The sequence below is a fragment of the Mycobacterium sp. genome (assembly GCF_032159765.1).
In the GTDB taxonomy this organism is placed as follows: Bacteria; Actinomycetota; Actinomycetes; order Mycobacteriales; family Mycobacteriaceae; genus Mycobacterium.
Window position 1 is genome coordinate 1 of sequence record NZ_JAVHWM010000009.1, and the last position, 23657, is coordinate 23657.

General features: G+C 66.0%; 25 protein-coding genes. 8 read left to right on the forward strand and 17 right to left on the reverse strand.

The genetic code is table 11. The features are described 5' to 3' along the window. The 7 genes from QOH60_RS01120 to QOH60_RS01150 all read right to left on the reverse strand — a co-directional run. Positions 1-1343, reverse strand: a 1343-nt coding sequence (locus QOH60_RS01120) for a DEAD/DEAH box helicase (RefSeq protein ID WP_526416208.1), incomplete at its 3' end; no start/stop codon positions are given. Further along, the gene (gene tatC, locus QOH60_RS01125) at positions 1333-2247 is read right to left on the reverse strand and encodes a twin-arginine translocase subunit TatC (protein WP_526416210.1); all 915 of its coding nucleotides are present in this window, start codon (positions 2245-2247) and stop codon (positions 1333-1335) included. The genes tatC and QOH60_RS01120, both read right to left, overlap by 11 nt. 59 nt (positions 2248-2306) lie before the next feature. After that, on the reverse strand, positions 2307-2558 hold the full coding sequence (gene tatA / locus QOH60_RS01130; RefSeq protein WP_526416212.1) for a Sec-independent protein translocase subunit TatA: 252 nt from the start codon (positions 2556-2558) through the stop codon (positions 2307-2309). Positions 2559-2616: 58 nt separating this feature from the next. Continuing rightward, entirely contained in the window at positions 2617-3567 is a 951-nt protein-coding gene (locus tag QOH60_RS01135) for a helix-turn-helix transcriptional regulator (protein ID WP_526416214.1), read from the reverse strand. Next, positions 3564-4553, reverse strand: coding sequence for a helix-turn-helix transcriptional regulator (locus QOH60_RS01140; RefSeq protein ID WP_526416216.1), 990 nt, complete (start codon positions 4551-4553; stop codon positions 3564-3566). The genes QOH60_RS01135 and QOH60_RS01140 overlap by 4 nt, the downstream gene beginning before the upstream one ends. A gap of 20 nt (positions 4554-4573) precedes the next feature. Then, on the reverse strand, positions 4574-5932 hold the full coding sequence (pafA, locus tag QOH60_RS01145) for a Pup--protein ligase (protein WP_526416267.1): 1359 nt from the start codon (positions 5930-5932) through the stop codon (positions 4574-4576). 68 nt (positions 5933-6000) lie between these two features. Then, positions 6001-6465 carry a hypothetical protein gene (locus QOH60_RS01150; RefSeq protein ID WP_526416218.1) on the reverse strand — a complete coding sequence of 155 codons (465 nt, stop codon included), beginning with the start codon at positions 6463-6465 and terminating at the stop codon, positions 6001-6003. A gap of 237 nt (positions 6466-6702) precedes the next feature. On the opposite strand from QOH60_RS01150, the gene QOH60_RS01155 reads away from it, so the two are divergent. Next, positions 6703-8358 (forward strand): alpha/beta hydrolase, encoded by a 1656-nt coding sequence (locus QOH60_RS01155; protein WP_526416220.1) that lies wholly within the window; start codon positions 6703-6705, stop codon positions 8356-8358. On the opposite strand, the gene QOH60_RS01160 is transcribed toward QOH60_RS01155, so the two are convergent. From QOH60_RS01160 to dop, 5 genes are all read right to left on the reverse strand, one after another. After that, complete coding sequence (locus QOH60_RS01160) at positions 8348-9043, reverse strand: YqjF family protein (protein ID WP_526416222.1); 696 nt, start codon at positions 9041-9043, stop codon at positions 8348-8350. The genes QOH60_RS01155 and QOH60_RS01160 overlap by 11 nt on opposite strands. 50 nt (positions 9044-9093) lie before the next feature. Beyond that, positions 9094-9828, reverse strand: coding sequence for a proteasome subunit alpha (gene prcA / locus QOH60_RS01165; protein WP_526416224.1), 735 nt, complete (start codon positions 9826-9828; stop codon positions 9094-9096). Beyond that, complete coding sequence (gene prcB / locus QOH60_RS01170) at positions 9825-10721, reverse strand: proteasome subunit beta (protein ID WP_526416226.1); 897 nt, start codon at positions 10719-10721, stop codon at positions 9825-9827. The genes prcA and prcB overlap by 4 nt, the downstream gene beginning before the upstream one ends. Beyond that, positions 10718-10912, reverse strand: coding sequence for a ubiquitin-like protein Pup (locus QOH60_RS01175; RefSeq protein ID WP_526416229.1), 195 nt, complete (start codon positions 10910-10912; stop codon positions 10718-10720). Before QOH60_RS01175 ends, prcB begins: the two co-directional genes overlap by 4 nt. Before the next feature lie 88 nt (positions 10913-11000). Next, complete coding sequence (gene dop / locus QOH60_RS01180; protein WP_526416231.1) at positions 11001-12512, reverse strand: depupylase/deamidase Dop; 1512 nt, start codon at positions 12510-12512, stop codon at positions 11001-11003. Between the two features lie 73 nt (positions 12513-12585). On the opposite strand from dop, the gene QOH60_RS01185 reads away from it, so the two are divergent. Together QOH60_RS01185 and QOH60_RS01190 are read left to right on the forward strand one after the other, a co-directional pair. Next, entirely contained in the window at positions 12586-13719 is a 1134-nt protein-coding gene (locus tag QOH60_RS01185) for a hypothetical protein (RefSeq protein ID WP_526416233.1), read from the forward strand. Between the two features lie 12 nt (positions 13720-13731). Next, entirely contained in the window at positions 13732-14892 is a 1161-nt protein-coding gene (locus QOH60_RS01190) for a hypothetical protein (RefSeq protein WP_526416235.1), read from the forward strand. Between the two features lie 116 nt (positions 14893-15008). Here the strand turns inward: QOH60_RS01190 and arc are convergent, their stop codons facing one another. Beyond that, the gene (gene arc, locus QOH60_RS01195) at positions 15009-16844 is read right to left on the reverse strand and encodes a proteasome ATPase (protein ID WP_526416237.1); all 1836 of its coding nucleotides are present in this window, start codon (positions 16842-16844) and stop codon (positions 15009-15011) included. Between the two features lie 146 nt (positions 16845-16990). Between arc and QOH60_RS01200 the strand changes: the two genes are divergently transcribed. From QOH60_RS01200 to QOH60_RS01210, 3 genes are read left to right on the forward strand one after another with little or no spacing between them, the layout of a single operon-like run. Continuing rightward, entirely contained in the window at positions 16991-17476 is a 486-nt protein-coding gene (locus QOH60_RS01200) for an MTB12 family secreted protein (protein WP_526416239.1), read from the forward strand. Between the two features lie 8 nt (positions 17477-17484). Further along, positions 17485-18150, forward strand: coding sequence for a lipoprotein LppK (lppK, locus tag QOH60_RS01205; protein WP_526416241.1), 666 nt, complete (start codon positions 17485-17487; stop codon positions 18148-18150). A gap of 2 nt (positions 18151-18152) precedes the next feature. Beyond that, positions 18153-18449: a DUF503 domain-containing protein gene (locus QOH60_RS01210; RefSeq protein WP_526416243.1), complete on the forward strand. Its 297-nt coding sequence runs from the start codon at positions 18153-18155 to the stop codon at positions 18447-18449. A gap of 1 nt (position 18450) precedes the next feature. Here the strand turns inward: QOH60_RS01210 and QOH60_RS01215 are convergent, their stop codons facing one another. Beyond that, complete coding sequence (locus QOH60_RS01215; protein WP_526416269.1) at positions 18451-19278, reverse strand: class I SAM-dependent methyltransferase; 828 nt, start codon at positions 19276-19278, stop codon at positions 18451-18453. Between the two features lie 72 nt (positions 19279-19350). Here QOH60_RS01215 and QOH60_RS01220 point away from each other — a divergent pair, with 72 nt between their 5' ends. Beyond that, on the forward strand, positions 19351-20226 hold the full coding sequence (locus QOH60_RS01220; protein WP_526416245.1) for a RecB family exonuclease: 876 nt from the start codon (positions 19351-19353) through the stop codon (positions 20224-20226). Positions 20227-20238: 12 nt separating this feature from the next. On the opposite strand, the gene QOH60_RS01225 is transcribed toward QOH60_RS01220, so the two are convergent. Beyond that, positions 20239-21264, reverse strand: coding sequence for an LLM class flavin-dependent oxidoreductase (locus QOH60_RS01225; protein WP_526416247.1), 1026 nt, complete (start codon positions 21262-21264; stop codon positions 20239-20241). A gap of 29 nt (positions 21265-21293) precedes the next feature. Here QOH60_RS01225 and QOH60_RS01230 point away from each other — a divergent pair, with 29 nt between their 5' ends. Continuing rightward, on the forward strand, positions 21294-21785 hold the full coding sequence (locus QOH60_RS01230) for an SRPBCC family protein (protein WP_526416249.1): 492 nt from the start codon (positions 21294-21296) through the stop codon (positions 21783-21785). Positions 21786-21788: 3 nt separating this feature from the next. Here the strand turns inward: QOH60_RS01230 and QOH60_RS01235 are convergent, their stop codons facing one another. Next, on the reverse strand, positions 21789-23162 hold the full coding sequence (locus QOH60_RS01235) for an FAD-containing oxidoreductase (protein WP_526416251.1): 1374 nt from the start codon (positions 23160-23162) through the stop codon (positions 21789-21791). Then, a complete protein-coding gene (locus QOH60_RS01240) occupies positions 23159-23638 on the reverse strand; it encodes a DUF4126 family protein (RefSeq protein ID WP_526416253.1) in 480 nt (159 codons plus the stop codon). The genes QOH60_RS01235 and QOH60_RS01240 overlap by 4 nt, the downstream gene beginning before the upstream one ends. Positions 23639-23657 lie beyond the last annotated feature (19 nt).

The window sequence follows — 23657 nt, forward strand, 5'->3', positions numbered from 1 at the left end:
GTACGCGTGGAGGCCAGCCCGGCGACCTCGGCCGGATCGATGTCCGGCGTCCACAGCACCACTGCGTGGCCTTCGATGTCGATGCCGCGGCGCCCCGCCCGGCCCGTCAGCTGCGTGTACTCACCGGGGGTCAGCGGGAGGTGCTGCTCGCCGTTGAATTTCACCAGGCGCTCCAGCAGCACCGTGCGGGCAGGCATGTTGATTCCCAGTGCCAGCGTCTCGGTGGCGAACACGACCTTGATCAGCCCGGCGGTGAACAGCTCCTCGACGGTATGCCGGAAGATGGGCAGCATCCCTGCGTGGTGGGCCGCTATTCCGCGCAGCAGCCCGTCGCGCCACTCGTGGTAGCCAAGCACGATCAAGTCGGAATCGGTCAGGTCGGCGGTGCGCCGGTCGATCACCTCGGCGATCCGTGCGCGCTCGTCGTCATCGGTCAGCCGCAGCGACGATCGCAGGCACTGATTCACCGCGGCATCGCAGCCGATGCGCGAGAAAATGAACACGATGACGGGCAGCAGCGCGCTGTGGTCGAGTACCGAGATCGTGTCGGGACGCGACGGTGTCCGGTAGAGGCGGGGCCGATGCGCGCGGCCGCGCCCCCTCGACGGTGTGTCGAGCAGCCGGTCAGCCTCACGCCTGTTGGCGATGTGCTGCAGCAGCTGCGGGTTCACCAGCGCGCCGCGCCCCGCGTTGTCGGGGCCGTCGCTGCCCGCGTAGTCGAACAGGTCGAAAAGACGCTTGCCCACCATCATGTGCTGCCACAACGGCACGGGCCGGTGTTCGTCGACGACGACGGTGGTGTCACCGCGCACGGTTTGAATCCATCCGCCGAACTCCTCGGCGTTGGACACGGTCGCCGACAGGCTGACCAGGCGCACCTCGTCGGCAAGATGCAGGATCACCTCTTCCCACACGGCACCGCGCATACGGTCGGCAAGGAAGTGCACCTCGTCCATCACGACATACGAAAGACCTTGCAGTGCAGCTGAATCGGCGTACAACATGTTGCGCAGGACCTCGGTGGTCATCACCACGATCGGCGCGTCGGCGTTGATCGACTGGTCACCGGTGAGCAGACCGATCTTCTCTGCGGTGTACCGGTGGACGAGGTCGACGTGCTTCTGGTTGCTCAGTGCCTTGATCGGTGTGGTGTAGAAGCATTTGCCTCCGGATTCGAGGGCAAGATGAACGGCGAACTCCCCCACCACCGTCTTTCCCGCACCGGTCGGCGCGCACACCAGCACGCCATGGCCGTTCTCCAGCGCCGAACATGCCTGAACCTGAAACGGATCGAGCGTAAATGGCAGAACCGCTGAAAACTTCGCCAGCTCGCTACTGGTCATGCGACGACACTGGCGAGGGCGGCTCGATAGGCGCTGCTTCGTCGTCGGCCACTGCCAAGCCTGCGGCGGTCTCCCGCTTGGCCTTGCGTTTGTCATGAAGCCGCGCGACCTGAATCGCGAACTCCAGCAGCACGGTCAGCGCGAGCCCCAGCGTGAGCATCGAGAACGGATCGGAACCCGGCGTCGCGAACGCGGCGAACACGAACACGCCGAAGATCAACCCGCGCCGCCACGCCCGCAGGCGCGCGTACGTCAGCACACCGATGAGGTTCAGCATGATGATCAGCAGCGGGAACTCGAAGCCGACACCAAACACCAGCAGAAGATTGATCAGAAAACCGAAATAGCGGTCACCTGACAGCGCCGTCACCTGAACGTCGCTACCCACCGTCAGCAGGAAATGGAGCGCCTTGGCCAGCACGACGTACGCCAGCACCGCCCCGGCAACGAAAAGCACTGCGGCGCAGACCACGAACGCCACCGCAAACCGGCGTTCGTTCTTGTAGAGGCCCGGCGTGATGAACGCCCACAACTGGTGCAGCCATACGGGGCAGGCCAACACGATGCCCGCGGTGAGCCCGACCTTGAGTCGCAACATGAACTGGTCGAAGGGCGCGGTTGCCAGGAGACGGCAACCGCCGTCGGCGCTGATGTCGGCGCGTGCAGACGACGGCAGCGAGCAGTACGGATCGCGCAACCACTCGCCGAGACTCTCGACGCCGAAGAAGCCGTGGCTGTACCAGATGAACCCGAAGATCGTGGTGATCGAGACCGCCGCGACCGAGATCAGCAATCGGGTCCGCAGCTCGCGGATGTGGTCGACGAGAGACATCGTCCCGTCGGGATTGACCCGACTACGACGACGGCGCGGGTCAAGCCTGCGCACAAAACCGGGAGTCTTCACAGGCGGGAGTCAGGTGGGGCCGCGGTGCGCGGCAAGTGGTGCCGTCGGCGCGACGCGCGTCAAGCCGGCCGGGCGTCGGTGTGATTCTGCTCGGGGGCCGGCGTTTCGACACGCTCGGACTGCACGGGCGTGACCTTCGGCTGTTCGTCCGAATTGCCGTCCTTGTTCAGTTCTTTGATCTCGGACTTGAAGATCCGCATCGACTTCCCGAGAGAACGCGCGGCGTCGGGCAGCTTCTTGGCACCGAAAAGCAACACCAGAACCGCAACAAGGATCAGCAAGTGCGGCCAGCCAAAGCCGTTTGTCCACATGATTTGCCTCCAGACGTCAGTTCGATGCTACCCCAGTAGGGATATGACCCCGGGTTACTCATGCCTGGGAGTTCTCGTAGGCCTCCAACGCGGCCGCCGCGTTGCTCGTGACGCGTTGCGCCAGCGACTCCGGTTCAAGCACACGCACCGCGGCACCGAAACCCAGAACCAAGCGCGCCATCCACTCCTCCGACGCGTACGTCATCTCAGCTACGCATGAGCCGTCGGGCAGTTCGCGCACCAGTCGCATCGGGAAGTAGTCGAACATCCAGGTGGCGGTCGGCGCGACCTGCAGAGTGGCCGACGGCAGCGAAGGGTCGGCGTCGAACAACGACGTGTCCGGTCCGGCCTGCACCGCGGGCGGGGGCGGCGTGGCCGGCTCGTCGAGGACGTCGGCGGCGTCGATGCGGTCGAACCGGAACAGCCGGACGCCCTCGGCGGTGCGGCACCACGCCTCCAGGTAGCTCTGGTCGCCGACGAACACGATCCGGATCGGATCCACGACGCGGTGCGACGAGGTGTCGCGCGAGGCCGAGTAGTACTCGATCGCCAGCGCCCGATGCTTACGCAGCGCCTCGCGCACAGCGGCGGCGGCGGGACTTTCCTCGGCGGTCCGGTCGCCGGGGCCGCCCAGGTCCCCGCCTGCGGCGGACTCGATCTTCGCGATCGCGCTGCGGGCCGCCTGCGGGTCGACCATTCCCGGGACCTCCTGAAGCGCGCGCAGCGCGACGAGCACGGCGGTCGCTTCCGGGGACGTCAGCCGCAGCGGGCGGTCCATTCCCGCCGAGAACGTCACCTCGATGCTCTCCTCGGAGAAGGACAGGTCGATGAGGTCGCCGGGCCCGTATCCCGGCAGCCCGCACATCCACAGCTGGTTGAGGTCCGTCATCAGCTGCTTGGTGGTCACGCCGAGGTCGCCTGCGGCATCCGCGGCGCTGATTCCGGGGTTGGCCTGGAAATACGGCACCATGTTCAGCAGCCGAACCAGCCTCGTGCTGAGTGCGTTCATGCCGGTTCCGCCTGCGCCCGCAGCCGCACGATCACTTCGTCACGCAACAACTCCGGTTCCAGCACAACCGCATCGGCACCGTATCCGGCGATCTCGCGGGCCAGCCGATCCAGTGAGCCGATGTCGATCGCGACGACGTCGCCGGGGCGGCCACCCAGGTCCCGCGTGGGGCCAACGACACCGGCACGCCGAAGCGCCGTCGCGCGGTCGGCGGCCACCCACACCAAGGCCTGCACACCGGTCGGCGCCTCGCCGACCACCTTCGCGACGATCTCGCGGAGGTCGACGTCGTCGGGCTTCGTGACCACTCCGGGCGGGCCGACCGCGTCGACCTCCGCGCCGATGCGCGACAACCGGAACGTCCGAACCGCGTCGCGGTCGCGGTCTTTCCCGACCAGGTACCAGCGGCCCTTGTCGGTCACCACGCCCCACGGCTCAACGGTGCGGGTGGTGTACGGATCCACCCTCGACGATCGATGCTGGAACTGCACGGCCTGTCCAGCGTCAATGGCGCTCAACAGAATTGGGAGCACGGATTCCGACCCGCGGATGCCCGGCAATGCCGACGCCGAGGCGATCGACACGTTCGTGTCGGGAATGTCGACATCCACTCCTGCGGCGCGCAGCTTCAGCACGGCGCCCTGGGTGGCCGTGATCAGCTCCGGTGACTGCCACAGCTGCACCGCGACGGCGACGGCTGCGGCCTCGTCCGCAGTGAGCGCGATGTCGGGCAGCGCGTACGCATCGCGCTTGATGCGGTAACCCTCAGCGGGATCAAGCCGGGACACTCGGCCGGTCTCCAGCGGGATACCGAGATCACGCAGCTCGTTCTTGTCCCGCTCGAACATCCGGCTGAACGCCTCGTCTGTCGGGCAGTCGGCGTAGCCGAGCACGGTCGCGCGAATCCGTTCGGCGGTGAGGTAGGTCCGGGTGGACAGTAAGGCGATGACGAGGTTCATCAACCGCTCGACTTTGGAAGTCGCCACTGGAGAAGCCTAAGCGGTCCTCACATGCTGGCGATCAGCCGCTTGACCCGCTCGTCGACGGACCGGAACGGGTCTTTGCACAACACCGTCCGTTGCGCCTGGTCGTTCAGCTTGAGGTGCACCCAGTCGACGGTGAAGTCGCGCCCCGCCTCCTGGGCCGCGCTGATGAACTCGCCGCGCAGCTTGGCCCGCGTGGTCTGCGGCGGCGTGTCGACGGCCTCTTCGATCTCTTCGTCGGTGGTAAGGCGCGCAGCCAGTCCCTTGCGCTGCAGCAGGTCGAACACTCCGCGGCCGCGCTTGATGTCGTGGTATGCAAGGTCGAGCTGGGCGATCTTGGGATCCGACAGATCGAGACCGAACCGGTCCTGGTAGCGCTGGAACAGCTTGCGCTTGATCACCCAGTCGATCTCGGTGTCGACCTTCGCGTAGTCCTGGCTTTCCACCGCGTCGAGCTGGCGCCCCCACAGGTCCACGACCTGCTCGATCTGCGCGTTCGGTTCGCGTGTCTGTAGGTGCTCGACGGCGCGCGCGTGGTACTCGCGCTGGATGTCCAGCGCACTGGCCTGGCGACCGCCGGCGAGCCGTACTGGACGCCGGCCGGTGAGGTCGTGGCTGACCTCGCGGATCGCGCGGATCGGGTTGTCGAGCGAGAAGTCACGGAACGCGACACCCGACTCGATCATCTCCAGCACGAGTGCGGCGGTGCCGACCTTGAGCATCGTCGTGGTCTCGGACATGTTCGAGTCGCCGACGATGACGTGCAGCCGGCGGTACTTCTCCGCGTCGGCGTGCGGCTCGTCGCGGGTGTTGATGATGGGCCTGCTGCGGGTGGTCGCCGACGACACACCCTCCCAGATGTGCTCGGCGCGCTGGGAGAGGCAGAACGTCGCCGCCTTCGGGGTCTGGAGCACCTTGCCGGCACCGCAGATCAGCTGTCGCGTCACGAGGAACGGCAGCAGCACGTCGGAGATACGAGAGAACTCCCCGGCCCGCACGATCAGATAGTTCTCGTGGCAGCCATACGAGTTGCCTGCGGAGTCGGTGTTGTTCTTGAACAGGTAGATGTCGCCGCCGATGCCCTCGTCGGAGAGCCGCTGCTCGGCGTCGATCAGCAGGTCTTCAAGCACGCGCTCACCGGCGCGGTCGTGCGTGACGAGCTGGATCAAGCTGTCGCACTCGGCGGTGGCGTACTCGGGGTGGCTGCCGACATCGAGGTACAGGCGCGCCCCGTTTCTCAGGAAGACGTTGCTGCTGCGGCCCCACGACACGACCCGGCGGAACAGATAGCGCGCGACCTCGTCGGGCGAGAGCCGGCGGTGACCGTGGAACGTGCAGGTGACACCGAATTCGGTCTCGATGCCCATGATCCGCCGCTGCACGTCATCGAGCGTACTGGTTGCCACGGCACACCGGCGTGCAACCCGTCCCCGTGTCAGGGGACAAGCGGTCACTCGACGGTGAACTCGACGCTCGCCGCGGTTTGACCGTGCACCCGCACATCGACCAAATAGGTCCCGGGCTCCCAACCGGACGGAACGCTGAGCTGGTATATCGACCGGTGCGTCTCGGGCGGTACCGGATCTACCACCGTTTGACGGGTTTGAAGGTCAGGATTCTGCGGTCCGGTCGTATTTCCGCGCCAGACGAACACACCATCACCTAAACCGACGGCAGGTTCCTGCGTGAGCTTGATGTACACCGTGTCGCGCCTCCCGAAAGTCGTTGTCGACTCCGAGAATTCGCGATCCTTGCTGACCTGCAGCGAGGCGGGCTCCGACGAGCCCGTCGGGGTTGTCGTCGTACTGCTGCTCGTCGACGATGCTGTGTCCTTCGTCTGGTTCCCGCCGCAGCCCGTCAGCAGAATCGACCACACCAGCACGCTCAACCCGATCAATCGTCGAACGCGATTCATGTTGTGGTCTCCTCGACGAGTCAGAGGATAAGCACGTGAGGCGGACTGAACTACGCACGGTGAGCCCGCCGCCCTCGACCGTGACGATCCCGGTTGAACTGGTGCCGCAAGAGATTTCAGAGGATCTTCTCCGTCGCTTCGGGTGACGCCGTCTCACGGCGAACGGAGCTGCGGTGGCTGCAACTCCTGCTGTGGATAACTTCAGCGGCACATCGTGCCGAAATGCCAGCATGAGGCATGGGGGGGAAACCGACGATTTCACAGGCCCGATCGTGGCAACCGGATTCGCTGCGACAGGCAGCCGACACATGGGATGGTGCCGCCACCGACGTGCGGCGCGAGTTCGATGTCGTGGTGCAGGGCGTGCAGCGCACGCAGGATTTCTGGGTGGGCGACGCGGCGAAAGCCGCGCGCGAGAAGGCCGCCAGCCTCGGTGGCGAGGCCGGCAAGCTTGCTCGCGCGATGGTTGCAGCGGCCGTGGCGGCCCGCGACGGCGCCGGTCAGGTCGCGGCCGCACGCGACGACGTGCTCAGGGAGGTTGAGTCAGCGCAATTTTTGGGATTCGTGGTCGCCGACGACGGGACGGTGACACCACCGCAGGCGCCCCCGTCCTACGTGCTCACGATGTGCAACAACGACATCGATCTCGCGAAACGCTTGATGGACGCGAACGCAACGGAACTCACTGAAAAGATCGCGGGCCTCCTGCAGACCTTGGGCGCCGCCGACGACGATGCCGCACGCGACATCGAGGAAGCATTCCACGACGTCACGACACCGGCGACGACCACGAAGGTCGATTTGGGCGACCCTGTCGCGAAATGGCCGACGATGAGTCAGCACGACATCGGCGCGCAGATCGCGGCGATGACACCCGAACAGCGCCGCCAGTTGATCGAGGAGTTCCCTCGACAGGTCGGCAACACCGACGGGGTGCCGTGGGACATGCGGATCGCCGCCAACCGCATCAACATCGAGCAGGCCATCCTCGACCAGCGCCGCGACCTCGAGCGAACCCAGGACCCGGCCGAGCGTGACAGGATCACCAACCGAATCGCGGTCTACCAAGGACTTCTCGGCGAAGTGGACGATCCCACCGGCAGGCCGGCCCGGGTGGACCGCAACATCCTGGCTTTCGATCCCAGCCGCTCGTCACTGATCGAACTGGTCGGCGACCTCGGCACCGCGAAGAACGTCGGCGTCCTCGTGCCAGGAATGAACACGACGATCGAAGGCTCGGCCGCCGACACGGAGACCGCAACGCGGTTCGTCCGTGCCGCGGGCGGCGACCTCGCGATGATCACCTACATCGGCGGTCCGTTTCCGCAGGGCGGATTCCCGGACGGCATCGACGACGCGATAGACACCCACTACGCGACTGACATGGCTCCGCGCCTGGTGGCGTTCAGCGAGGACGTGAACCGGGTAGTCGACGCCACTGGCCGCGACATCGGCGTCACCTACGTCGGGCACTCATACGGTGGATCGATTCTGGGGACTGCGGAATCCATCGGCCTCACCGCCGACCGCACCGTGTATGTGGAGGCCGCCGGCGCGGGCGTCGGGGTCGACGACCTGGACGACTGGCACAACCGCAACACGCATGTGATGCGTTTCTCGATGACGGCTCCCGGCGACTGGATCGAACCGGTGCAAGGGTTCCCGCTCAACCCGCACGGCGCGGACCCGGACACGATGCCGGGCGTCATCCAGCTTGCCACAGGCGATTACGACGACGGCCGGCCCGTTGCCGGTTTCGGTTCACACAAGGATGTGATCAACGAGCCGTCCGACGCATGGCGAAATCTCCTCGGGGTCATGACGAATAAGCCGTTCGCGGTCGAGACCCACCCGCACAGCATGGCGCCGTGGTGGCGACTGCTTACCGGCTGACATTGCGCGCGGTGGTCACCGGCACCGGCAACCCGAACCAGGTCCGCACGCCCCTGCTGAACATGACGTGGTCGGGAGCACGCCCCGCCAGCTCTTTCAGGCCGACTGAGGCCAGCAGCCCGGTGTCTTCGTAGCCGACCAGTTCTGCCCCGGACAACGGCCATGGCCGATGCGCGTTGGGGAGATACCAGGTGCGGTACAGCCGTTGGGTGTGCAATCCCCACCGCGCGGTCAGAAATCGTTCCAGCGCGCCATCCACGGCCTCGTCACCGACCCGTACGTCCAGGCGGCTTGCCGCCGTCACCTTGGGCCAACGAAGAGCTGAGGTGTACGTGTGGCGACCGCTCGTCACGCGATGCGTCATCTTCGCCCAGCGATACGGGACCCCGACCGTCGTCCTGCCGCCGGCGAGCATCGCGAAGCGATTGGTGTCCAGGCTCAGGAACACGACGCCGCGGCGGCCGGTGTCGTCGATGGAATACAACCGCACATTCGTTTCCAGGAATCGACCGAGCAACGACGGCCCGTGCGGCAGGCCAACATTGGCCATCTCGAACGCCACGAGGCCCACATAGGTGCGGCCGTCGAAAGTGTCCGGCCGAGTGCCCGGCGGGCAAAAGCCGCTGACCCGCGACGGTTCGACCGCCCAGTGCACAAAGGTGACATCGAGCCAATCATTGCGCATGACGCGGGGCTTCGACAGCGGCGGCGGTTCCGCTGTGACCTCTTCGGCTGTCAATCCGGTTGCGGCAGAAGCGATTCGAGCGCCGACCCGGTGATGCGACGGAACGCCCGCCGCGGTCGGTTCTGATCGAGGATGGCCACCTCGAGCGTCGAGACCCCCAGCGTCCTGGTTTCAGAGGAACCCGCAGACGAGCCCGAGCCGTTGCTGCTGACGCCGGCCTCCAGCGCCTTGACCGCGATACCGACGGCCTCGCCCAGCGTTGCGTTCTCGCGGTAGGAGTCCTTCATCGCAGCGATGATCGGATCTGTCGTGCCGCCCATCACCACATAGTGAGGCTCGTCGTTGATCGAGCCGTCGTATGTGATCCGGTACAGCTCAGGTGCTTTCGGATGGCCAAAGTGCCCGACCTCGGCCACGCACAGCTCGACCTCGTACGGCTTGGCCTGCTCGGTGAAGATGGTGCCAAGCGTCTGGGCGTACACGTTGGCCAGCTGGCGGCCGGTGACGTCGCGACGGTCGTACGCATATCCGCGGGTGTCGGCGAACTGGATGCCGCCGCGGCGCAAGTTGTCGAACTCGTTGAACCGGCCCACGGCGGCGAACCCGACGCGGTCGTAGAGTTCACTGACTTTCTGCAACGACCTCGACGGGTTCTCCGCGACGAACAACACGCCCTCGGCATAGCCGAGCGCCACCACGCTGCGGCCTCTGGCAATCCCTTTGCGCGCGAGCTCTGAACGCTCGCGCATCGCCTGTTCCGGCGAGATGAAATACGGGAAGGTCATGGCCCACCCCGGGCGTCAGTCGACTCGGTGAAATCTGAATGCGAAATTACTGTCCGCGCACGGTTTTCGATGACCTCGCGAGCCAGCTCCGCGATGCGCTCTTCCGGAATCTCGACGGCACCGTCGGAGGTGATCGTCACCGCGGTCGGATAGATCCCGCGGACGAGGTCGGGGCCACCGGTGGCGGAGTCGTCATCGGCTGCGTCGTAGAGACTTTCGACGGCGACCCGTAGTGCCGAGTCCGCGTCGACGACTTGGGAGTAGAGCTTCTTGATCGACGAGCGCGCGAACACCGAGCCCGAGCCCACCGACTGGTAGCCCTCTTCTTCGATGTTCCAGCCGCCCGCCGCGTCGAACGACACGATGCGGCCGGCGGATTGCGGGTTGGGGTCGTCGATGTCGAAGCCGACAAGAAGAGGTAGCGCCACGAGGCCCTGCAACGCCGCAGCGAGATTGCCGCGCACCATGATCGCCAACCGGTTGACCTTGCCGGCGAACGTCAGCGGCACCCCTTCCAGCTTTTCGTAGTGCTCGAGTTCGACTGCGTACAACCGGGCGAACTCCACGGCGATTGCCGCGGTGCCCGCGATCCCTGTCGCCGTGTAGTCGTCGGTGATGTACACCTTCTTCACGTCGCGGCTGGCGATCATGTTGCCCTGGGTGGCCCGCCGATCACCGGCGATGATGGCACCGCCCGGAAAGCTCAGCGCAACGATCGTCGTGCCATGCGCCAGTTGGGCACCGACTGGACCAGAACCGGATCCACTGACCGGCAACAGCTCGGGCGCCTGCCGGCGCAGATGATCAGAAAAGGACGACAAGTCCATTGGCACGGATGAGGCTGGAGAACTCAGATTGGGAATAGAGAACTGTTCGCGATGCGGCCAGCTCACTGTCCGCCCTTTTGGACGTACGCGCGCACGAAGTCTTCTGCGTTCTCTTCGAGCACGTCGTCGATTTCGTCCAACAGGTCGTCGGTGTCCTCGGTCAGCTTCTCGCGACGCTCCTGCCCGGCCGCCGCGTTGCCGGTGAGGTCGTCGTCTTCGCCGCCGCCACCGCCACGCTTGGTCTGCTCCTGAGCCATCGCTGCCTCCTGCTTCGTTCATCGGCGGCCTGTGTCTGGGCCGCCGGTTCTTCTACCCTACCGTTGCGCGCCCGAATTGCCGGGCTGATCACGTGGCCGTGAGCTGGTCCACTAGCTCTGCGGCTGTCGCCGCCGACTCCAGAAGAGCCCCCACATGGGCCTTGCTGCCGCGCAGCGGCTCCAGCGTGGGGATGCGCACGAGGGAGTCGCCGCCCAGGTCGAAGATCACCGAATCCCAGCTCGCAGCCGCGATGTCAGCGCCGAACCGTCGCAGGCATTCGCCACGGAAGTAGGCGCGGGTATCGGTCGGTGGTTTCTCCACCGCGTCGAGCACCTGCTGCTCGCTGACCAGGCGCTTCATCGAGCCGCGGGCCACCAGCCGGTTGTACAGGCCCTTGTCCAGCCGGACGTCCGAGTACTGAAGGTCAACCAGGTGCAGCCGCGGCGCCGACCAGCTCAGGTTCTCCCGGTTCCGGAACCCCTCGAGCAGCCGAAGCTTGGCGGGCCAGTCGAGGATCTCTGCGCACTCCATCGGATCGCGTTCGAGCAGGTCCAGCACGTTTGCCCAGGTCTCCACGATGTCGGCGGCCCGTGCATCGTGGTCGCGGCCGTCCACCAGCTTCGCCACCCGGTCCAGGTAGATGCGCTGCAGCGCGAGTCCGGTGAGCTCGCGGCCGTCGGCCAGCGCCACAGTGGCCCTCAGGCTGGGATCGCGGCTGAGCACATGCACCGCGTGCACAGGCCGCGCCAGGGCCAGGTCAGACAGGTCCAGCCCGTGTTGGGGGCCCTCTTCGATGACGTCCAGGACCAGCGCGGTCGTGCCCAGTTTGAGGTACGTCGACGTCTCGGCCAGGTTTGCGTCGCCGATGATCACGTGCAGCCTGCGGTACTTGTCGGCATCGGCGTGCGGCTCGTCGCGCGTGTTGATGATGCCGCGCTTGAGGGTGGTCTCCAGCCCGACCTCGACCTCGATGTAGTCCGCGCGCTGTGACAGCTGGAACCCAGGCTCGTCGCCGGCGGGCCCGATCCCGACGCGGCCCGACCCGACGATCACCTGCCTGGACACCAAAAACGGTGTCAGCCCGGCGATCACGGCCGAGAACGGGGTCTGGCGCGACATCAGGTAGTTCTCGTGCGAACCGTAGGACGCGCCCTTGCCGTCGACGTTGTTCTTGTAGAGCTGCAATTTGGCGGCGCCCGGCACGCTTGCGACATGGCGGGCGGCGGCTTCCATCACCCGCTCGCCGGCCTTGTCCCAGACGACGGCGTCCAACGCGTCGGTGCACTCAGGGGCCGAGTACTCGGGGTGCGCGTGGTCGACGTACAGCCGCGCACCGTTGGTCAGGATCATGTTTGCCGCCCCGACCTCGTCGGCGTCGACGATCGGTGGCGGCCCTGCTGACCTTGACAGGTCGAAACCGCGGGCGTCGCGCAGCGGTGACTCCACCTCGTAGTCCCACCGGGTGCGCTTGGCGCGCTGAATCCCCGCGGCCGCGGCGTACGCGAGCACGGCCTGCGTGGACGTGAGAATCGGATTCGCGGTCGGGTCGGACGGCGAGGAGATGCCGTACTCGACCTCGGTCCCGATAATCCGTTGCATTGGTTCAGCCTAGGCGACGCGTCGGCTCCGACCGCCCGCCCAGGGGGCCTGCGCAACATAAGGTGAGTTCGCCATGGACTCGACCATCGCTGCGCGGCGCGCCGCCGAACGCTGGTTTCTGGACCGCGGACTGCCCTCGGTGATCACGCGCCGGGCGCGTCTGCGCGCGATCTGGCCACGCTCGGCACCCGCGCTGGCCGCGTTCGCCACACTGGAACTCTGCTTCCTGGTGATCGATCTCCTGACCGGACGGCCGACCATCAACATCGACAGTGTGGACACGACCGCGGTCGAGTGGGTCGTTCTGACCATCCTCGCGTTGACGCTTCCGTTGGTCTCGCTGGTCGGCTGGATCGTTGCGCGAATGCAGTCCAACCGATCCCAGGCGATCGTGTCGACGGTGTCGGTGGCGGTCGCCCTGGCTTCGCCGGCGATCGAGGCGAAGATGAGGCTCGTCATCGTGACCGCCATCGTGATCGCGACGATATTGGTACTCACCGTGCTGGGCATCGGCTCGGTTCTCGGCTGGGCACTGAAACTGACGCTGTCACAACTCAAGATCACGGGCGCGCTCATGATGCGGGCATTGCCGGTGGTGCTATTGACCGTATTGGTGTTCTTCAACACCTACGTGTGGATCATGTCCGCGACGATCAGCCGCGCCCGGCTGTGGTCTGCGATCGCGTTCCTCGTCCTGATCGCCGCCGTGTTCGTGATCTCCGGCACGATGGACAAGGCCAGGCCGTCGCTGGAGGCCGCCACGGCGTCGGCCAAGCACGCCGAGGGACTCGAGGGCACCCCCTTCGCTGTCATGGAAGAGCCGAAAGAGGCCGACCCGCTCACTTTCGGCGAGAAGGTCAACGTCGAGTTTGTCTTGGCGACAACACAACTCGTCCAGATCGCGATGGTCGCCGTGGTGACTGCGAGCATCTTTTTCGTGTTGGGACTCATCGTCTTGAGCCCCGAACTGCTGGCAGCGTGGACCCACAATGCACGCAGCGACGGCCGCTTTCTCGGAATGACCGTCCCGGTGCCTGATGCCTTGATACAGATGACGATGTTCCTGGCCGCGCTGACCTTCATGTACATCGGAGCACGCGCCGTCGGTGACGGCGAGCACCGCAAGCAGCTGCTGGACCCGATCATCCACGACCTCAAGCTGACGCTGTTGGCCCGCAATCGCTATCGTGCCTCGGGAACCCGGTAGTCGGGGGGCCGCATGCACGATCTCAAACCGGTTCACGAGTGGTTCCTTCGCCGCGGCCTACCACTCGTGCTCACCAGGCGGGTGCGGTCCCGGTCGCTGATCGAGCGGTCGGCACCACTCGTCGGTGGTCTCGGAGCGCTGATGACCGTGCTCCTCCTCCTCGCCGAAATCACAAGCGGTTCATGGCGTCTGATGCACGCTGTGGCACTCGGCCTGCTGGCGGCCGTGATGGCAGCCGCGCCCGTGGTGCTGAACCTGCTGCACCGGATGGGAACCGCGATCAGCGAGAGAACACGGCGCTCGGTGGCATGGCTGGTTCTCGTGCTGTTCGTGCTGGGCCTACCGATAGTCGACGGTGGATGGTCGATGAAGTCGATGGCCGAGGTGCCGAGTTTTGTGTTCGTGTCGCTGCTGGCGATCTGGCTGACGTACATAGGAATCGGATCGATCGTGTTGTGGGCGTTCCGATTCGCATGGACGCAGTTCGGCGCGCTGGGCACCTTGATCAGCCGCGCGCTGCCGCTTCTGATGATCACTGTGCTGGTGTTCTTCACGCCCGAGCTGTGGCAACTGATGGCACGGCTGTCTCGCGCACGGCTGTGGCAGTTGGTCGGTTTTCTGGCGCTGGTGGCGATCATGTTCGCGGTGACGACCATCCAGGACGAGGTGCGGGCGCTCCGCGAGGACCGCTCGGCGCCGTCTCGGGCGGCCGAGTTGCTGACCGGCACGCCGCTGGCCGCGCACGCCGACGCCCACCAGGTGGCACCGGCACCTCTGTCGCGGCCGGAGAAGGTGAATGTCGTTGCCGTGATGCTGGTTTCGCAGGCGATTCAGGTCGTGCTGTTCACCGCGGGCATCTTCGCGTTCTTTGTCATCCTCGGCATCATCGCGGTGCCCGACGACATCGCGGTTCAGTGGTCGCAACAGACGAGCTGCCCGGGCGGCGCCAAACCGCCCTGCGCGGGAACGTGGTTCGGTATCAACACGCCGTTGTCGCAGACGTTGGTACAGACCTCGCTGTTCGTCGCCGTGCTGTCGGGGCTGTACTTCACTGTCAACACCAGCGTCGACCCGCTCTACCGCGAACGGTTCTTCGAGCCTCTGATCGCCGACCTCGCCGTCAGCCTTGCCGGTCGTGACGTGTACCTCGCCATCGAGGAGAGAAATGATTGAAACATCGCGCGACGTCTTCGGAAAGCGTTATGGCGAGGTGCTACTCGTGCAGGTGGGACGCTCGGGCCCTGAAGCGACCGTGTACAACGCGGCGATGGGTGATGCAGACCTGGAGCCTAGAGGTACTGCCCCAGGTTCGACTCGGTGTCGATGGCCCTCGACGCGCTCGACGACTTGCCGGTGACGAGCGTGCGGATGTAGACGATCCGCTCGCCCTTCTTGCCCGAGATCCGTGCCCAGTCGTCGGGATTCGTGGTGTTGGGCAGGTCCTCGTTCTCGGCGAACTCGTCGACGATGGAATCGAGCAGGTGCTGGATGCGCAGACCTCGCGAGCCCGTTTCCAGCACCGACTTGATCGCATACTTCTTGGCGCGGTCGACGACGTTCTGGATCATCGCCCCGGAGTTGAAGTCCTTGAAGTACATGACCTCTTTGTCGCCGTTGGCGTAGGTGACTTCCAGGAACCGGTTGTCGTCGATTTCGGCATACATCCGGTCGACGACCTTGACGATCATCGCCTGGATGCAGGCCGTGCGGTCGCCGTCGAACTCGGCGAGGTCGTCGGCATTGACGGGCAGAACCTCGGTGAGGTACTTGCTGAAGATGTCCTGAGCCGCCTCCGCGTCGGGCCGCTCGATCTTGATCTTGACGTCCAGCCGGCCGGGCCGAAGGATCGCCGGGTCGATCATGTCCTCGCGGTTGGACGCCCCGATGACGATGACGTTCTCGAGGCCCTCGACGCCGTCGATCTCCGACAGCAACTGGGGAACCACGGTGGTCTCGACGTCCGAGCTCACCCCGGTGCCACGGGTACGGAAGATCGAGTCCATCTCGTCGAAGAACACGATCACCGGTGTGCCCTCCGAGGCCTTTTCGCGCGCCCGCTGGAAGATCAGCCTGATGTGGCGCTCCGTCTCACCGACGAACTTGTTCAGCAGCTCGGGGCCTTTGATGTTGAGGAAGTACGACTTCGCCTCGCGCGAATCATCCCCGCGGACCTCGGCCATCTTCTTGGCCAACGAGTTGGCGACCGCCTTGGCGATCAGCGTCTTGCCGCACCCGGGCGGCCCGTACAGCAGCACGCCCTTCGGCGGCCGCAGGCTGTACTCGCGGTAAAGCTCCTTATGCAGGAACGGCAACTCGACGGCGTCACGGATCTGTTCGATCTGCCGCGTCAGCCCGCCGATGTCGCTGTAGCTGACGTCGGGCACCTCTTCGAGCACCAGATCCTCGACCTCGGCCTTGGGGATCCGCTCGAACGCATACCCGGCCTTGGTATCGACCAGCAGCGAATCGCCCGGGCGCAGCCTGCGGGGCTGGTCCAGGTCATCCTCCAGCGCGTCGGCGACATCGACTGCCATGTCCTCGATCGCGACAAGCGGTTCGGCGAGCCACACGATGCGCTCCTCGTCGGCGTGCCCGACCACCAGCGCCCGATGGCCGTCCGACAGGATCTCCCGCAACGTGCTGATCTCGCCCACCGATTCGAAATGACCCGCCTCGACGACGGTCAGCGCCTCGTTCAGCCGGACCGTCTGGCCCTTCTTGAGTGACTGCACGTCGATGTTGGGCGAGCACGTGAGCCGCATCTTGCGACCCGAGGTGAACACGTCAACCGTGTCGTCCTCCTGGACCGACAGCAAAACGCCATAACCGCTGGGCGGCTGACCCAGGCGGTCGACCTCTTCGCGCAGCGCCAGCAACTGCTGTCGCGCCTCTTTAAGCGTCTCCATGAGTTTCGCGTTGCGCGCGGCGAGGGAGTCGATACGCGCCTCGAGTTGATGAACATCGCGGGTGTTGCGCAGGCCGCCCTGAGCGGTCAGAGCAGACTCCAGTTGGTCCCGAAGGGCGGCGGCTTCGCGGCGCAACTCTTCGAGTTCGGCAGCGTCGTCGCTGGACATGGAGTGCTCGAAGTCCGCTGACGAGCCGTCCACACGCTCTGACTCACTCATGTTGCGCTCCTCTCCCGCACCGGAAGTTGGTGCGGTGGATACTTCAACGCTACCGGCCAATGCCCATTCGTGTGCGGTCTAAAAACCGGGCGCGCCGCCTGAACTGCTAGCGTTACGTTTTAGCCGGGCGGAACGAAAGGACACTTGTGAGTCTGAAATCCCTAACCACTGGCGTCGCAGCGGCCACTCTGGTCGGCGCTGCGGCTGTCGGTGTGACATCCATTGCACCCGTCCCTGCAACCACGTCACCTGCGATCACGCCGGTGGTATTTGGCACTCCGCTCCCGCAAGACACCGACCCATCCCTGACCGGTGAGTTCACCGGCATCCTCAATCAGCTCGCCAACTCCGGCAAGGTCAGCGACAAGGGCTACCTGATCGAGGGCGGACTCGGGATCATCGAAGGCCGGGCCGCCGACCGGGCGTTGAAGAACGCTTCCGCTAAGGGCTACCTGCCGCTGTCGTTCAGCCTGACACCGCCTGACGTGAACGGAACCACCGCGACCACCACGGTCACGGCCTCCGGTCCGCAGACGGCGCCAGTTTCTCAGCCGATCACGTTCGTCAACCAGAACGGCTGGAAGCTGTCGAAGGCGTCGGCCATGTCGATCATGTCGGCCGCCGGCGGTTGATCGACCGCGTGCCGGAAGACCCGGAACCCGCGACAGCGCGGGAAACGGAGCCTGCGGCATCGCCCGAGCCGGAATCTGCATCGCCGCAGCAGCCGGCGACGGGACCATGGACGCGACAGCGAGTCGGTCTGATCATCGGCGTCGTTGTCGGGGTCGCAGCGTTGGCGATCGGCGGCTACCTGCTGTTCGGTAGCGATTCCACCGACACCGCTGCCGCACCGTCATCTGCGCCGATCACCACACCGTTGTCGGTGGCGCCCGTACCTGCGCCCACCGGGCCACTGCCCGCACCCGATGCGCTGACGGATGTGCTGTACAAGATCGTCGACCCGGCGGTGCCGGGTGACCAGAAGTTTCCGCTTGTCGAAGCGGCGTCGGGAGACTACGCCGCAAAATTCGACCAGTTCAGCAAGGCCTTGGGAGACAACGGCTTTCTTCCGATCGACATCGCGGCCACCAACGTCGCGTGGGCGTCACACCCACCGGGCAACGTGACGGCAGACGTGAGCATCAAAAGCCAGAACCCGTCGCTGGCCAACGGCTTCACGTTCCCCATGGAGTTCACGCCGACACCGGACGGCGGCTGGCAGCTGTCCCGGACGACGGCAGACATCCTGTTGAAGTTTGCGCAGGACCCGGCGACGCCCGCGCCGCCGCTGACGCCGACCGGCTGAGCATGTGGATTGGGTGGCTGGAGCTGGATCTGCTGCTCGGGGACGTGCATTCACTGAAGGAAAAGCGGTCGTTGGTGCGTCCCCTGGTAGCCGAATTACGGCGCCGGTTCAGCGTGTCGGCGGCCGAGACGGGGGCTCTCGATCTTCACCGTCGCGTGAGTGTCGGCGTCGCGGTGACCGCGGCTGATCGCGCTCACGTGGTCGAGGTGCTCGACGCCGCAGAACGGTTGGTGGCCGCGCGCCCGGAGGTTTCGCTGCTGTCGGCCCGGCGGGGGCTGCGACGAAGCGACGACGACTGAGCTAACCGCGCCGCTTGCGTCGCGCGGACGGCGGAGCGACAGCGCCGGGTGCCAGCCGGCGGGTACTGATCAGGAACGCGGTGTGGCCGCGCATCCGGTGCTCGGGGCGCACCGCAAGGCCTACCGCATCCCAGAACCGCTGCAGCGTCTCCCACGAGCGCGGTTCGGTCCAGCACTGCTGCTCGCGCAGCGCTTCCACGGTCCGCGACAGTTGGGTGACAGTGGCCACATAAATGATCAATACCCCGCCGGCCACCAGGGCGGTGGCGACGGCGCCGAGGATCTCCCACGGCGCCAGCATGTCGAGCACGACGCGATCGACCTGCTCCCCGGTGAAGTCGGCGACATCGGCGATCACCAGATCCCAGTTGGGCGGCCGCTCGCCGAAGAACGTGGCGACGTTGCGTTCGGCGTGCTCGGCGTGGTCGGCGCGCAGCTCGTAGGAAATGACGCGGCCCGCCGGGCCGACCGCGCGCAGCAGCGAGCACGTCATCGCGCCCGAGCCCGCCCCCGCCTCGAGCACCCGGGCCCCGGGAAAGATGTCGCCCTCGTGCACGATCTGGGCGGCGTCCTTCGGATAGATCACCTGGGCGCCGCGCGGCATCGACATCACGTAGTCGACCAGCAGCGGCCGCAGAACCAGGAACTGGTCGCCGCTGGTGGACTTGATCACGCTGCCTTCGGGCGCTCCGATCACCGCGTCGTGGGACACATAGCCGCGATGGGTGTGGAACTCCGCCCCCGGGGTCAGCAGCATCGTGTAGTGCCGACCCTTGGCGTCGGTGAGCTGAACCCGGTCGCCCACTTCGAACGGACCGTTGCGTCGCACGCGTTCACACTGCCAGCAGACGCGCCGCGCGACATGCCCGGGGTTGTCGGCCATGCGTCCTAACCTGCCCACATGAGCGACGAGCCGGCTCCGCGACGTCCTGCCTTGTCGCCGTCACGAGCCGCCGATTTCAAGCAGTGCCCGCTTCTGTACCGGTTCCGTGCCATCGACCGGCTGCCGGAGCCGGCATCCGCCGCCCAGCTGCGGGGGTCGGTCGTGCACGCCGCACTCGAACAGCTGTATGCGCTGCCCGCCCCGCAGCGGTTGCCGGCGACCGCGGACTCCCTCGTCGAGCCGGCCGCCGACCGGGTGTTCGCCGCCGAGCCCGAGCTGGCAGAGACCATCACCGCCGAGCAGCGGGCGGCGATCCTCGACGAAGCGCGAGCGTTGCTCAAGGGCTACTACCGGCTCGAGGACCCCACGCGGTTCGATCCGCAAAGTTGCGAGCAGCGGATCGAGGTCGAGTTGTCGGACGGCACCTTGCTGCGCGGCTTCATCGACCGCATCGACGTCGCCGCCACCGGCGAGCTTCGGGTGGTCGACTACAAGACGGGCAAAGCGCCACCCGAGGCGCGGACGCTGGCCGAATTCAAGGCGATGTTCCAGATGAAGTTCTATGCGGTGGCGCTGCTGCGGTCGCGCGGTGTGTTGCCCACGCGGCTGCGGCTGGTCTACCTCGCCGACGGCGCGATCCTGGACTACTCCCCCGATCTGGACGAGCTGCTGCGGTTCGAAAAAACGCTGATGGCAATCTGGCGGGCAATCCAATCTGCCGGCAGCACAGGCGATTTCCGGCCGAGCCCGTCCCGGCTGTGCGACTGGTGCGCACACCACTCACGCTGCCCGGTGTTCGGCGGAACGCCACCGCCGTACCCGGGATGGCCGCAAACCCCGAGTGAGGGCGGCGACGACGCGGTCCTGCACACCGGGTCAGAATCAGCGGCGTGACAGACAACGCCGCTAGGACTCGACGATGGTCAGCAGCTGCTCGAGTGTTGCCAGCTGCTCCGGGTAGTCACCGTCCAGCTTGGCCAGCAACGTGGTGATCCCAGCGTCGCGATACTTACGCACACGGTCGGCGATGCCCTCAGGTGTACCAACAAGATTCGTGAGGCGGCCGAGGTCCATCGGCACCGCCTGGCGCGCCTCGTCCCGTTTCCCGTCCTGCCACAGCCGCGCGACCGTAGCGACCTCGTCGCCGTAGCCCAGGCGGGTGAATGCGTCGTTGTAGAAGTTGCGCCCGCCCGCGCCCATCGCGCCGATGGTGAAGGCGTACCCGTCGGCGTGACGGCGTACGGCGGCCTCGGCGGACGCGTCGTCTTCGTGAATCTCGACCGCGACGGGCGCGACCAGATCGAGATCGTTCAAGCCACGTCCGGCTCTTTCGGCTCCTTCGCGCATCGGGCCCAGAAACGTTTCGGCGGCTTCGGGAATGAACGCGTTGCCCAGCCAGCCGTCGGCCATCTCGCCGGTCAGCCGCAGGTTTTGCGGCCCCATGGATGCCACGTAGACCGGCACGTGTTGCGGCCGCATCAAGGGTCGCAAGGCGGCGCCGCTGCTCTGCGGCAACGGCAGCGGGTAGATCTCGCCGGGATGCTCGAGCCGGTCGCCACGCGACAGGAGCCGGACGATCTCGATGGTCTCCCGGGTGGTCTGCACCGGCTTGCGGAAACGGACACCGTGCCAGCCCTCCATCACGCGGGGACCCGACGTGCCGACACCCAACAGGAATCTGCCCCCCGACAACTCCTCGAGGGACAGCGCGGAGCTCGCGAGCATCGCCGGACTGCGCGAACCGAGCTGAACCACAAAGGTTCCGAGCTTGATCGACGATGTTTTGGCCGCGAGGTAGGCAAGCCCGGTCAGTGCGTCATATCCCCACACCTCAGGCACCCACAGCGAGTCGACGCCGATCCGCTCGGCCGCCTCGGCGAAATCCGCCGCGCCAGGCAATCGGGGCTCGATCATCGTGCCGACCTTCACCACAAGCCCTCCTTGATTGGCATGCTGGAGCGGTGCGCTACCGCGATCAACCCACGATAGAAGTGACCCAGCGTGTTCGTTGCGATGTTCCCACCGCGTGGGGATTCGTCACCGACATCAACCTGCCCGCGCAATGCTCGACGGAGCTCGAGTCGGTGGAATGGCTTGACGACGCCCACGCCGTCACCGTCGGTGCCCGCTTCCGAGGCCGCAGCAAGCACGACGCGTTCGGCGCGTGGGAGACGGTGTGCGAGGTCGTCGAGGTGGAAGACGAGCGCCGCTGGGTGTGGAACGTCATCGGACCTGACGGCGTGAGTTCGACATGGGGATTTGAGGTGGAAGCCGCCAGCGACGGCACGCTGATTCGCCAGTGGGGCCGGATGGGGCCAGGGCCGTCCGGGCTGACCGTCGGCATCACCGCACAGCCGGACAAAGAGGCCAGGATCATCTCCCGGCGGATCTCCGAGTGGCAGCAGAACATGCAGGCCAACCTCGAGTGGATCCGGTCTCAAGCAGAGGGCTGATCGCTACTGCAGAGGTTTCATCCCCTGCAGCATCGTCGGTACCAGTTCGCTGACGGTCGGGTGGATGTGCATCGTGCGGGACAGGGTGTCGTACGGCGCCTTCGCCGACATCACGTCCAGGATTGAATGCACCACCTCGTCACCGCCGACTCCGAGAATCGCAGCGCCGAGGATCTCATGGGTCTCGGCGTCGACGACGACCTTCATGAAGCCCTGCGTCTCGCCCTTTTCGACCGCCCGGCCGACCCGCGTCATCGGCCGGAAACCCACCAGCGCCTTACGTCCCGACTTGCGGACCTCGCTCACCGTCTGACCGGCGCGGCCCAGCGGCGGATCGATGTAGAGCGCATAGGTCGGTATCCGGTCGCTGACCCGCCGCGGGTAATTGTCGAGCAAGTTGGCCGCGACGATCTCGAAGTCGTTGTAGCTGGTGTGGGTGAACGCGCCCCGCCCGTTGCAGTCGCCCATCGCCCAAATGTGTTCGACGTTGGTGCGCAGCTGGTCGTCGACCGTGATGTAGCCCCGCGCGTCGGTGTCGACGCCCGCGCGGTCGAGGGCAAGGTCGTCGGTGTTGGGCTGGCGTCCGACGGCTATCAGCAGATGCGAGCCGACGACGGTAGCGGCGCCGGCACGCGGTGTCACCGCGACACCGCCGTCACGCCGGGCCACGCTGATGTCGTCGGCCTGCAGCACTACCGCGATGCCCTCGTTTTCGAGAATGCCCTTGATCGCCTCCGACACGTCCGGGTCCTCACGGGCGGTCAGCCGAGAGCCGCGCTCCAAGACAGTCACCTCGGCCCCGAACCGGCGGTACATCTGGGCGAACTCCAACGCGATGTAGCTGCCGCCGACAATTACGAGATGCGCTGGGACAGAATCGAGTTCGAGAATCCCGACATTGGTCAGGTAGTCGACGTCGGCCAAACCCGGGATATCAGGGACGACCGCCCGGCCGCCAACATTGAGAAAGATCTTGTCGGCCATGATCAGGCGATCGTCGTTGACGCGCAACGTGTTCGGGTCTTCGAAGCGGGCGTGGCCGCGGATCAGTGTGCCGCCCTTCATGCCCTCGAGCCAGTTCTCCACGCCCGCCCGGTCGTCGAGCATGATGCCGTCCTTGCGCGACTTCACCTTGGCCATGTCGATGTCGATGGAGCCGGTGCCGACGCCGTACTCAGCACCGCGCCGAGCGAGATGGGCAGCATATGCGCTGGCCACCAGCGTCTTGGTGGGGATGCACCCGGTGTTGACGCAGGTTCCGCCGACGTGTTTGCGCTCGACGACGGCGACGGTCTGGCCCGCGTCGGTCAGCCGGCCGGCAAGGGGCGGGCCCGCCTGGCCCGCCCCGATGATGATCGCGTCGAATCGCTCGGTCACAGAGTGGTCATCAGGTAGACGGTGAGGAACCCGCCGCCGACCGCGATCGCATCCTCGAGAAGTGCGATCGGCAGATCCTTGCCTCCGGTGGCCGCCACCAGCCGGGAACGGAACTCGGCGCCGCCCAGCGTGCCCAGCACGGCGCCGATAATCCCGGCACCCGCACCGGCAAACGTGTGATGAAACGCCGAACCGAGCACTGCTCCTGCGAACGCACCGGTGATCAACCGAGTGCCGAACTGCATCGGGGTCTTCCTACTGGGGGTCTTCGGCAGCTGGTCCGTGACGAGTTCGACCACAGCCAGCACGCTGAAAATGGCAACCGCGATCACGCTGGCCATCCACGACGACCACAAACCGGTCAGATTGACCCAGCCGATGTACGCGCCCCACGCCACCACCGCTGTCGGGGTCAGCGCCCGCAAACCTGCAACCACACCGATCAACAGGCAAAGGCCAAGAAGCGCGACCGTCATCGAAACTCCCTTCGCTGCC